Source organism: Actinocatenispora comari (assembly GCF_017312725.1).
Taxonomy (GTDB): domain Bacteria; phylum Actinomycetota; class Actinomycetes; order Mycobacteriales; family Micromonosporaceae; genus Actinocatenispora; species Actinocatenispora comari.
Window position 1 is genome coordinate 81,682 of record NZ_BOPO01000148.1, and the last position, 12,049, is coordinate 93,730.

Sequence of the window (12,049 nt, forward strand, 5' to 3'; positions counted from 1 at the left end):
GCGTACCGACAGCTGGATGCCCAGGTCAGGGCCGGTGTTCAGCCCTGCTGGCTGGCGACCCCGTAGGCGTCGGCCGCCGCGTAGACGTCCGAGGCGTACTTGTCGAGGTCGTTGTACGAGTGGATGGCCTGCCACCAGCCCGCGCCGGTCGACAGGTCGTGGTTGTTCGCGCACAGGTAGCGAGCAGCGGACAGGGCGGCGTCGTTGATGTCCTGCGGGTCGGCGACGCCGTCGTCGTCCGCGTCGGTGCCCCACTTGGTCCAGGTGCCGGGCAGGAACTGCATCGGGCCGACGGCCCGGTCGTACACCTTGTCGTTGTCCAGCACGCCCTTGTCGGTGTCCTTGATCAGCTTGTCGCCGCGGGCCCCGTCCAGCGGCGGGCCGTAGATCGGCGGGATCGCCTTGCCGTCGGCGTTCAGCTGGGAGCTGCCGTGCGTACCGTGGTTCGACTCGATCTTGCCGATGCCGGCCAGGGTGGTCCAGCTCAGGTGGCAGCCGGGGGTGGCCTGCGCGGTGACCACCTGGGCGTACCCGTACGCCTGCAGGGCGACCTGCGAGATGCCGAGCCGGGTCAGGTTGTGCGCCCAGGAGGACACGGTGGCCGGGCCGGTGGACGGCGCGGCGCTGCCGGACGGCGACGGGGTGCCGCTGGGCTGCCCGAGCGGTCCGCCGCCGGGCAACCCGCCGGCCGGCGCCGGGCTGGTCGACGTGGCGGGGCCGGCCACCTTCTTCGCCGCACCGTCGTGCGCGGTCAGGGTGGGCACGACGTAGCCGCCCACCGTGCCGACGGCGCCGATGACGGCGACCGCGGCGAGACCGGTCAGGCCGAGCCGTACCGCCGGCCGGCGCCAGCCGGACCAGCGGAGGATGTGCAGCGAGGGGAGTGCAAGCCGTACCACGACGTCGAGTATGTCGGGTCCTTCCGGCACGCTCAACCGGTACAGTCGATTGTTTGCCTCGGTCGGACCGGAAGGATGTGCCCGCCATGCCTCGGTACGAGTACCGCTGTCGCGACTGCACGCGCACGTTCGAGCTGGACCGGCCGATGTCCGCCTCGGCCGATCCGGCGGTGTGTCCGGAGGGGCACTCCGACACGGTGAAACTGCTGTCCACGGTCGCTTTGGGCGGTGTCGGCGGGCCGGCCCCGGCGGCCGGTGGTGGCTGCTGCGGCGGCGCCTGCGGCTGCGGCCACTGACCGCGCGCACCACCCGCGGCAGCCCCGGCGTCGACCCGGCGCACCGCGGGATCCTCGACGGCCACACCCGGAGCGGGTGTGGCCGTTTTGTTGTCTTTGCGCGCTCTACGGTGCGCCTGATCGCACCCGGCGGCCACACTTCGCGCGTTCGGGACCGATCACCTGTTAGGGCACGATGCCCGAAATCGGCGATTGACGGGGTAAGACGAATACATTAAGGTCCCGAAACTATAAGGAAACTTTCCTAAAAATCGGCACCGAAGGTTCATCCGGTTGCGACAGATCCGCGCGGCTACCCCCGGCCGCGTGGCCGACTCCCCGAGGAGGATCTGTGCACAGACCGATCAGCAAGGCGCTCTGCGCCGCCGCGGTGGGCGTGCTCTTCGCCGGCGCCGCGGCAGCCGCGGGCAGCGCCGCACCCGCAGCGAGACAGGTGGCGCCGAGCGCCGCGCTGTCGACGAACTGGTACGCGGCCGCGCCGTACCTGATGCCGGCCGACAACAACCCGCCGGACCCGGCCGAGATCATGGACGCGACCGGGCAGAAGGCGTTCCAGCTCGCGTTCATCCTCTCCGACGGCGGCTGCAACCCGGCCTGGGACGGCAAGACGCCGATCGGTTCGGCGCCGGCGATCACCGCGGCGATCGACACCATCCGCGGCAGGGGCGGCGACGTGTCGGTCTCGGTCGGCGGCTACAACGGCACCAAGCTCGGCCAGGCCTGCTCGGACGTCGCGTCCACCGCGGCGGCGTACCAGAAGGTGATCGACGCGTACGACCTGCACGCGATCGACTTCGACCTGGAGGAGCCGGAGTACGAGAGCTCCGCCGCGATCGCCCGCGAGCTCGGCGCCGCGAAGCAGCTCCAGTCGGACAACCCCGGGCTGTACGTGTCGGTCACCATGCCGGGCACCACGGCCGGCACCGGCTGGTTCGGCACCCAGCTGCTCGATGCGGCCAAGTCGATCGGCTTCACCCCGTCCAACTTCTCCATCATGCCGTTCGACAACGGCTTCGGCGGCGGCGGCGCGAGCCAGACCGCGGCGCTGGAGGCGTTCCACGGGCTGCTGGAAAGCCACCTCGGCTGGGACTCCGACTTCGCCTACCAGCACGAGGGCGTCTCCAGCATGAACGGCCGGACCGACGCCGCCGAGTACTTCCGGCAGGCCGACTTCCAGACCGTGCTGAACTACGCCCTGTCGCACCAGCTCGGCCGGTACACGTACTGGTCGGCCAACCGGGACCGCGAGTGCGACCCGCCGGAGAACCAGAAGCTGTCCGGCGAGTGCTCCAGCGTGGCCCAGCAGAAGTGGGAGTTCACCACCTACACCACCGCGTTCGCCAACCAGACGACGGTCGTCGACCCACCGACCACCCCGCCGGGCGGCGGCGGTACCGACCCGGGTACCTGCACCGCGGCGGCGTGGGACGCGAACACCGCGTACACCGGCGGGTCCGAGGTGACCTACGACGGCCACACCTGGAAGGCCAAGTGGTGGACGCAGAACGAGAAGCCCGGCGCGAGCGAGTGGGGCCCGTGGACCGACGAGGGCGCCTGCACCGCGGCATCGACCGCGAGTACGGCGGCCGCGAGCACGGCGTCCGCGAGCGCCGCGGGCGGGGCCACGACGGACGCGGCGCTGGCGTACCAGAAGCCGGCGCTCGCGTACGAGAAGACGGCCCGCAGGGACGTGGCGCCGGCCGTGGCCTGCCCGGCACCCTGGGACAAGACCAAGGTGTACGTCGGCGGTGACAAGGCCAGCTACAACGGTCACGCGTGGACGGCGAAGTGGTGGACGCAGGGCGAGACGCCCGGCGCCGCCGAATGGGGTCCGTGGCAGGACGACGGCGTGTGCGGCGGCGACTCCGCCCCCGCGGCGCCGACCGGTCTGACCGCGACGGCCACCGGCGCCACCACCGTCGCGCTGAGCTGGACCGCGCCGAGCGGCACGGTGGACAGCTACAACATCTACCAGGACGGCACGAAGGTGGCGTCGGCCACCGGCACCAGCAGCACCGTCAGCGGCCTGACCGCGCAGACCACGTACCAGTTCCAGGTGACCGCGGTGAACTCGGCCGGGGAGAGCCCGAAGACCGCCGCGGTGTCGGTGACGACCCAGTCCGGTGGCGGCGGGACCGTGCCGTCGGCGCCGACCGGGCTGACCGCGATCGCGACCGGCGCGACCACGGTGGCGCTGGCGTGGACCGCGCCGGGCGGCACGGTGGACAGCTACAACGTCTACCGGGACGGGACGAAGGTGGCGTCGGCCACCGGCACCAGCAGCACCGTCAGCGGCCTGACCGCGCAGACCACGTACCAGTTCCAGGTGACCGCGGTGAACTCGGCCGGGGAGAGCCCGAAGACCGCCGCGGTGTCGGTGACGACCCAGTCCGGTGGCGGCGGGACCGTGCCGTCGGCGCCGACCGGGCTGACCGCGATCGCGACCGGCGCGACCACGGTGGCGCTGGCGTGGACCGCGCCGGGCGGCACGGTGGACAGCTACAACGTCTACCGGGACGGGACGAAGGTGGCGTCGGCCACCGGCACCAGCAGCACCGTCAGCGGCCTGACCGCGCAGACCACGTACCAGTTCCAGGTGACCGCGGTGAACTCGGCCGGGGAGAGCCCGAAGACCGCCGCGGTGTCGGTGACCACGCCGAGCTCCGGCGGCGGCGACGGCGGCAAGTCCGGGTACATCAACGGATCCGGCGCCGGCGACAAGAACATCATCTACTTCGACCAGTGGTCGATCTACCAGAACGCGTACTACCTCAAGGATCTGGACCGGTACGCGGACAACATCGACGTCATCAACTACGACTTCGCGAACATCGACCCGAACAGCAAGACCTGCTTCGAGGCGACCAAGGCGTCGACCCCGGACCCGGGCGGCGAGTCCGACCCGAACGCCGGTGACGGTGCCGGCGACGCGTTCGCCGACTACCAGAAGTCGTTCGGCGCGGACATCAGCGTCGACGGTACGGCCGACACGTACAACCAGCCGATCGTCGGCAACTTCCACCAGCTGCAGGAGCTGAAGGCCCGGCACCCCAACCTGAAGGTCGTCATGTCGATCGGCGGCTGGACCTACTCGAAGTACTTCTCCGACGCGGCGGCCACGAGCGCCTCCCGGCAGAAGTTCGTCAGTTCCTGCATCGACATGTTCATCAAGGGCAACATCCCGTCCGCCGGTGGCTACGGCGGTCCGGGCACCGCGGCCGGCATCTTCGACGGCTTCGACATCGACTGGGAGTACCCGGCGTCGGACGCCGGCCACGTCGGCAACCACTACAGCCCGAACGACACCGCGAACTACACCGCCCTGCTGGCGGAGTTCCGGTCCCAGCTGGATGCGTTGGGCGGCAAGCACTACCTGCTGACCGCGGCGCTGCCGGGTGGCCAGGACAAGATCGACAAGGTGCAGACCGACAAGATCGGCCAGTACCTGGACTACGGCAACGTGATGACCTATGACATGCACGGTGCCTGGGACGCGACCGGCCCGACCAACCTGCAGGACCCGCTGTTCCCGTCCGCCGACGACCCGTCGCCGCAGGTGCCGGGCGGCACCCAGCAGTACGACTCGGACACGGTGCTGAAGGCCTACACGGTCGGCGACCCGATGTACTCGATCCCCGGCGGTTTCCCGGCCGACAAGCTCACGATCGGGATCCCGATGTACTACCGGGGCTGGACCGGCGTGCCGGCCGGCAGCAACCACGGCGAGTACGGCACGGCCACCGGGCCGAGCGCGCCGCATCCGCTGTCCGGCAACGTACCCGGGGTGGCGCTGCAGAAGGAGATCTCGGGCACCGCGTACTACGACCCGGTGCGGATGGCCGGCTGGTACTACGACGGCACGACGTTCTACGCCGGCAGCACGCCACAGTCCATCGTGGACCATGTCGCGTACGCGAAGTGCAACGGCCTGGGCGGCATGATGATCTTCTCGGCGTACGACGAGACGGCGGCGAGCCAGCCGCTGCTGGAGAAGATCCTGTCCGAGTCGGGCAAGGGCAAGCCCGCCGACTGCTCGAAGTACGCCACCGACACCTGGGGCGTGTTCGGGCCGCCGTCGAGTGCGGCCACGACCAACTCGATCCAGGCGTCACCGGCGCACGGTGACGGTTCCGGCGCGGCACCCTACGCCCCGCCGGCCGCGGTCACCCCGCGCAGACACTGACCGACCGCGCCGCGGGCCGCCAGGAGCCGGCCCGCGGCGCTCGACCGGTGTCGCCCGCGACCCGCGGGCGCCCAGACCCGGTGGTGCCGGGTCGAGCATGGCGGCGCGGCACCACCGACCCACGTTGCACACCCTCCCCCCACGGCGTCCCGCCCTCGTCCCTACCGGGGGCGGGGCACCGCCGCACCGCCGGTGCGGTCGAGAAACCCGAGGCCACCATGAGAAGAACCAGAATCCTTGCCGTTGCGGCGGGCGCGGTGCTCGCCGCGGGACTGCTCGGCACCGCAACCCCCGCGGCGGCGGCGAAACCCGCCTCGTCGGGGGCCGCCGCGGCTCCGGCGATCAGCTGTACCGCCGATGCCTGGAGCGCCAGCGCCGTGTACGTCGGCGGCGACCAGGTCAGCTACGCCGACCACCAGTGGACCGCCAAGTGGTGGACCCAGGGCGAGACGCCCGGCGCCGCCGAGTGGGGGCCCTGGCGCGACGACGGCGCGTGCGACGGCGGCGGCGGCACCACCGCGCCGGGCGCACCGACCGGGCTGTCCGCCGGCGCCGTCACCTCCTCCAGCGTCACGCTGTCCTGGACCGCGCCGGGCGGCGACGTGACCGGCTACCACGTGTACCGGGACGGGACGTCGGTCGCCACCGTCACCGGCACCTCGGCGACGGTGACCGGCCTCGCCGCGAGCACCTCCTACAGCTTCACCGTCAGCGCGTACAACTCCGCCGGTGAGTCGCCGCGGTCGGCCGCGGTGTCGGCGACCACGACCTCCGGTGGCGGGACGCCGCCGTCCGGCGAGCTGCCCACGCACGTGCTCACCGGGTACTGGCAGGACTTCGACAACGGTGCCACGGCGTTGCGGCTGTCCGACGTACCGGAAAGCTACGACCTGATCGCGGTGGCGTTCGCGAACGCCGACCCGAGCAAGCCGGGTGCGGTCACGTTCTCCGTCGACTCGGGGCTGTCCGGCCAGCTCGGCGGGTACACCGACGCCGACTTCAGGGCGGACGTGGCGACCGTGCACGCCCGCGGCCAGAAGGTGATCCTGTCGGTCGGCGGGCAGAACGGCACGATCAGCGTCGCCGACCCGACCGCCGCCAGCAACTTCGCCGGCAGCATCACCGCGCTGATGCAGCAGTACGGCTTCGACGGCGTCGACATCGATCTGGAGAACGGCGTCAACGCCACGTACATGTCGCAGGCGCTGCACCAGATCGCGTCCGCCGGCGGCAGCGACACCATCATCACGATGGCGCCGCAGACCATCGACATGCAGTCCACCGGGATGGAGTACTTCAAGCTCGCGCTCGCCGCGAAGGACGTGCTCACGATCGACAACATGCAGTACTACAACTCCGGCTCGATGCTCGGCTGCGACGGCAACGTGTACAGCCAGGGCACCGAGAACTTCCTCACCGCGCTGGCCTGCATCCAGTTGAAGGGCGGACTGGCACCCGGCCAGGTCGGGCTCGGGCTGCCGGCGTCCGGTTCCGCCGCGGGCGGCGGCTACGTGTCACCGTCCACGGTGAACGACGCGCTGGACTGCCTGGCCACCGGCACCCACTGCGGCTCGTACGTGCCGGACACGCACTGGTCCGTGCGCGGCGCGATGACCTGGTCGATCAACTGGGACGCGAGCAACGGGTACGCGTTCGCGAACACGGTCGGCCCGCACCTGGACACGCTGCCATGAGGGCCCGGGTCCTGGGGACCGTCGCCGTGACGGTACTGACGCTCGCCGGTTCGGTGCTGGCACAGGCGATCCCCGCGTCGGCGGCGCGGCACCGGCCGGCTGCGTCGAGTGCGGACCTGCCGGCGCACGCGCTGGTCGGGTACCTGCATGCCAGCTTCGCCAATGGATCCGGGTACCTGCCGATCAGCCAGGTGTCCGACTCCTGGGACGTGATCGACCTGGCGTTCGGTGCGGCGAGCTCGCCGACGTCGGGGCAGATCTCGTTCACCCGGTGCCCGGCGAGCGAGTGCCCGAACCGGGAGAGCGACGCCGACTTCCTCGCCGGCATCGACGCCAAGCGCGCCGCCGGCAAGAAGGTGCTGCTGTCCATCGGCGGCGCGAACGGCGAGGTGCGGCTGACCACGACCGCGGCCCGGGACGCGTTCGTCGACTCGGTGTCGGCGATCATCGACCGCTGGCACCTGGACGGGGTGGACCTCGACTTCGAGAACCAGTCGCTGTCGCTGAACACCGGCGACGACGACCTCACCCACCCGACCACGCCCGCGATCGTCAACCTGATCGATGCGGTCGAGGCGCTGAAAGCCCGGTACGGCAACGGTTTCGTGCTGACCGCTGCGCCGGAGACGTTCTTCGTCCAGCTCGGCTACCAGTTCTACGGCCCGGGGCCGAACGGGACGTCCGATCCGCGCTCCGGCGCCTGGCTGCCGGTGCTGTACGCGCTGCGCGACGACCTGACGCTGCTCACCGTGCAGGACTACAACTCCGGGCCGATCATGGGGTTGGACGACCAGTACCACACGATGGGCGGCGCGGACTTCCACATCGCGATGACCGACATGCTGCTCGCCGGGTTCCCGGTCGCGGACGGTGCGCACCACGCGTTCCCGCCGCTGCGGCCGGACCAGGTGGCGATCGGTGCGCCGGCGGACGCGTACGCGGGTAACGGGTACGTGCCGCCCGCCACCCTCGACGACGCGCTGGACTGCCTGACCAAGGGCAGCTCGTGCGGCTCCTACCAGCCGCGCGGCGGGGCCCACGCCGACCTGCGCGGGCTGATGACCTGGTCGATCAACTGGGACGCCTACAGCGGCAACGAGTTCGCGGACAACTTCGACAGCTACTTCGGCTGACCGGTCGGCGGCCCCGCCCCACCGTGGCGGGGCCGCCGACCGGCGCCGAGTACCTGTTCACGCGCCAGCAGCGGCCGGACCCTGCGCCAGCCGCGTACCCGTGGTTGACGGTCACCGCCGTTCCTGCCGAGTGCGCCACCGCTGGCAACCGGTCACTGCTCGCCGAGTTCGACCTTGATCTTCTGCTGGTTGCCGTCCCGGTCCAAGGTGACCTCGACGGTGTCGCCCGGCTTGTGCTCGGCGAGGACCGTGGTCAGCTGGCCGACGTCGGCCACCTGGGTGCCGCCGACCGCGGTGATCACGTCGCCCGGCTCGATGCCCGCCTTGTCCGCCGGACCGTTCTTCTCCACCGACACCACCGCCGCACCGGCCGGCTGGTAGTCCTGGTTCAGCACCGGCCGTACGGTCACGCCGAGTGCCGCGCGCCCCGACTTGCTGACCGACCCGTTCTCGATGATCTGGTCGGCGATCCGCTTGACCGTGTTGCTGGACAGCGCGAAACCGATGCCCGGCGCGGCGCCACCCTCCTGCTGGTCCGTCGCGGCCAGCGTCGGCACCCCGACGACCTGCGAGTTCATGTCGACCAGGGCGCCGCCGCTGTTGCCCGGGTTGATCGCCGCGGAGGTCTGCACCATGTCGCTGATCGTGGTGGCCGGGCTGCCTTCGCTGCGCGGCTCCTGCACGGTACGGCCGACCGCCGAGACGATCCCGTTGGTCACCGAACCGGACAGGCCCAGCGGGCTGCCCATCGCCAGTACCTGCTGGCCCACCTTGAGCTTCCCGGAGTCGCCGAACTTGGCCGCCGGTACCTTCAGGTCGCCGGACACCCTGATCACCGCGATGTCGTTGGGCGGGTAGCTCGCCACCAGCGTCGCCGACAGCGGCTTCTGGCTGGTCGCCGTGGTCACCTGGAACGTCTTCGCGGCGCCGACGACGTGCGCGTTGGTCACGATGTCGCCCTTGTCGTCGTACACCACACCCGAGCCGAGCCCCTCGGACGTGTTGATCTGTACCACCGAGCGCAGCACGTTCGACACGACCTTCTCGTACGAGCTGCTCTGCCCGTCCTGACCCGCCGCGGCGGTGCTGTCCGGCGCGCCGGAACCGTCCTTCTTGCTGCCGTTCGTGCAGCCGGCGAGGAGCACCGCGGCCAGCAGCATCGGCAGCGCCACCATCACCGATCGTTTCGCTCGCATGACACGTGGTTACCAGCCTGTGCGCCGCGGTGTGGCCGTTTCGGTGAACCGCCCCGGCAACCCGACCCGGATCACCCGGACCGGCGAGGCGTCAGCCGATCGACGCCGACCCGACACGGTCCGCCGGTGGTACGGGTCGGCCCGACGCCGTCGGCGTCACTCGGGCCGGCGCCACTGGCTGGCGTTCGCGGCCTCGGCGGCGATCGTGGTTCGTGAGCCGTGCCCGGTGTGTACCGTCGTCGAACCCGGCAGGGTCAGCAGCCGGTCGGTGATCGAGGCGACGATCGTGTCGAAGTCCGAGTACGACCGGCCGGTCGCACCCGGCCCGCCCTCGAACAGCGTGTCGCCGGTGAACACCGCCGACAGCGCCGGCGCGTGGAAGCAGCACGACCCGGGCGAGTGCCCCGGCGTGTGCAGTACCCGCAGGTCGACGCCGGCCACGGTGAGCGTCTCGCCGTCGGCCAGCTCGGCGTGCGGAGCGTGGTCGGGGTGCACCAGATCCCACAGCACCCGGTCGTCGGGGTGCAGCAACACCGGCGCGTCCACCAGCTCGGACAGCGCCAGCGCGGCGTCCACGTGATCGGAGTGCGCGTGCGTGCAGGCGATGGCGACGACGTCCCGGCCGCCGACCAGCTCGGCGATCGCCGCCGGGTCGTGCGGCGCGTCGATCAGCAGGCACTCCTGCGCGTCGCCGACCAGCCAGACGTTGTTCTGCACGTCCCACCGGCCGCCGTCCAGCTCGAACACCCCGTCGGTGACGATCTGCTCGATCCTCGTGGTCATCGGCGCGCTCACAACACCACGACGCTGCGCAGCACCTCGCCGCGCTGCATCGCGCCGAACGCCGCCTCCACGTCGTCGATGCCGATCGTCTCGGACACGAACGACTCCAGCGGCAGCCGGCCCTGCCGGTACAGCTCGATCAGCATCGGGAAGTCGCGGCTCGGCAGGCAGTCGCCGTACCAGGAGGACTTGAGCGCGCCGCCGCGGCCGAACACGTCCAGCAACGGCAGCTCCAGCGTCATCTCCGGGGTCGGCACGCCGACCAGCACCACCGTGCCGGCGAGGTCGCGGGCGTAGAACGCCTGCCGGTACGTCTCCGGGCGGCCCACCGCCTCGATCGCCACGTCCACGCCGTTCCCGCCGGTCAACGCCTGGATCTCGGCGACCGGGTCGGCGCTGCGCGAGTTCACCGTGTGGGTGGCGCCGAACGTGCGGGCCCAGTCGAGCTTGCGGTCGTCCACGTCGACCGCGATCACCGTGGTCGCGCCGGCCAGCGCCGCGCCCGCGATCGCCGCGTCCCCGACACCGCCGCAGCCGAACACCGCGACCGAGTCGCCGCGGCCGACCTGGCCGGTGTTGATCGCCGCGCCCAGCCCGGCCATCACCCCGCAGCCGAGCAGGCCCGCCACCGTCGCCGGCGTCTGCGCGTCGACCTTCGTACACTGGCCGGCCGCGACCAGCGTGAGCTCGGCGAACGCGCCGATACCCAGCGCCGCGGACAGTGGCGTACCGTCGGCGCGGGTCATCCGCTGCGTCGCGTTGCGGGTGTCGAAACACAGCCACGGTCTGCCCCGCCGGCAGGCCCGGCAGACGCCGCACACGGCGCGCCAGTTGAGGATCACGAAGTCGCCCGGGGCGACCTCGGTGACGTCCGGGCCGACCGCCTCGACCGTGCCGGCGGCCTCGTGCCCCAGCAGGTACGGGAACTCGTCCCCGATCCCGCCGTCGCGGTAGTGCAGGTCGGTGTGGCACACCCCGCAGGCGGCCACCCGTACCAGGGCCTCACCCGGACCCGGATCGGGCACGGTGATCGTCTCGACGCTGACCGGTGTGTCCCGGGCGGTGGCCAGGACTGCGCGTACCTCGTGCGGCATGACTGCGATCGTGGCCTGTCCCGCGGCTGGGCGCAACGACCCCCGCCGGTACGGCCGCGCCCCGCGGGCCGAAGCGCGCGGCACTCGGTCGCCGGTTGGAGGAGGATGGCCGGCCGGGAGCGGGTACGCAACTGGTGCTGGGGGCCCTCGTTGCGTACACCGAGCCGCCGTGAGATCAACTGTTGGGCAGGAGGTACCGCGCTTGCCGGTGAGCCGAGTGCCGGCGACCGTGCCGGCGATCATCGCGCCGCGGGTGCCGTACCTCCGTGGAGGATCCGACGATGGCGGCGGCCGTCGCGCGGGCCCCGACCAGCACGGCCATTGCCGAGCAGCGGAGAAGACGATGAGCCACGACAGCCTGCCCAGCGGTCTGGTCACCTTCCTGTTCACCGACATCGAAGGCTCCACCAGACTCGCACACGCGTTGGGGCCCGGCTACCGGGCGGTACTCGGCGAGCATCGGCGGCTGCTGCGGCGCTGTCTCGGCGAGTCCGGCGGGGCGGAACTGCTCACCGAGGGCGACTCGTTCTTCGCCGCCTTCGCCGACGCCGCCGACGCGGTACGCGCCTGCATCCGCGCCCAGCGCGCCCTCGCCGCCCACCCGTGGCCGGCGCCGGACCTGCGCCCCAGGGTACGGATGGGGCTGCACACCGGGCACGCCGTCGCCACCGACGGCGAGTACGCGAGCCTGGAGGTGCACCGGGCCGCCCGGGTCGCCGCCGCGGCCGCCGGCGACCAGGTGCTGTGCACCGCCGCCACCGCGGCCCGACT

At 71.6% G+C, this 12,049-nt stretch carries 8 protein-coding genes and 1 pseudogene; 5 read left to right on the top strand and 4 right to left on the bottom strand.

Features of this window, described 5'->3' with window-relative positions:
- Positions 1-38: 38 nt before the first annotated feature.
- Positions 39-899, bottom strand: a complete 861-nt coding sequence (locus NUM_RS34745; RefSeq protein WP_207129182.1) for a lytic transglycosylase domain-containing protein — start codon at positions 897-899, stop codon at positions 39-41.
- An 86-nt stretch (positions 900-985) separates the two neighbouring features.
- On the opposite strand from NUM_RS34745, the gene NUM_RS34750 reads away from it, so the two are divergent.
- The 4 genes and pseudogenes from NUM_RS34750 to NUM_RS34775 all read left to right on the top strand — a co-directional run.
- Positions 986-1,195, top strand: coding sequence for an FmdB family zinc ribbon protein (locus NUM_RS34750; RefSeq protein ID WP_207129183.1), 210 nt, complete (start codon positions 986-988; stop codon positions 1,193-1,195).
- 331 nt (positions 1,196-1,526) lie between these two features.
- The gene (locus NUM_RS37555; RefSeq protein WP_225919051.1) at positions 1,527-5,378 is read left to right on the top strand and encodes a glycosyl hydrolase family 18 protein; all 3,852 of its coding nucleotides are present in this window, start codon (positions 1,527-1,529) and stop codon (positions 5,376-5,378) included.
- Positions 5,379-5,596: 218 nt separating this feature from the next.
- Complete coding sequence (locus NUM_RS34770; RefSeq protein ID WP_225919052.1) at positions 5,597-7,072, top strand: chitinase; 1,476 nt, start codon at positions 5,597-5,599, stop codon at positions 7,070-7,072.
- A gap of 116 nt (positions 7,073-7,188) precedes the next feature.
- Positions 7,189-8,205: pseudogene (locus NUM_RS34775) on the top strand (chitinase); the annotation flags it as partial.
- Between the two features lie 152 nt (positions 8,206-8,357).
- On the opposite strand, the gene NUM_RS34780 reads toward NUM_RS34775, so the two are convergent.
- From NUM_RS34780 to NUM_RS34790, 3 genes are all read right to left on the bottom strand, one after another.
- Entirely contained in the window at positions 8,358-9,401 is a 1,044-nt protein-coding gene (locus NUM_RS34780) for a S1C family serine protease (protein WP_207129185.1), read from the bottom strand.
- A 156-nt stretch (positions 9,402-9,557) separates the two neighbouring features.
- Positions 9,558-10,184, bottom strand: coding sequence for an MBL fold metallo-hydrolase (locus tag NUM_RS34785; RefSeq protein ID WP_207129186.1), 627 nt, complete (start codon positions 10,182-10,184; stop codon positions 9,558-9,560).
- 8 nt (positions 10,185-10,192) lie between these two features.
- Positions 10,193-11,278: an S-(hydroxymethyl)mycothiol dehydrogenase gene (locus NUM_RS34790; protein ID WP_207129187.1), complete on the bottom strand. Its 1,086-nt coding sequence runs from the start codon at positions 11,276-11,278 to the stop codon at positions 10,193-10,195.
- Positions 11,279-11,621: 343 nt separating this feature from the next.
- Between NUM_RS34790 and NUM_RS34795 the strand changes: the two genes are divergently transcribed.
- Positions 11,622-12,049: adenylate/guanylate cyclase domain-containing protein (locus tag NUM_RS34795; RefSeq protein WP_207129188.1), on the top strand; the 428-nt coding region annotated here is incomplete at its 3' end.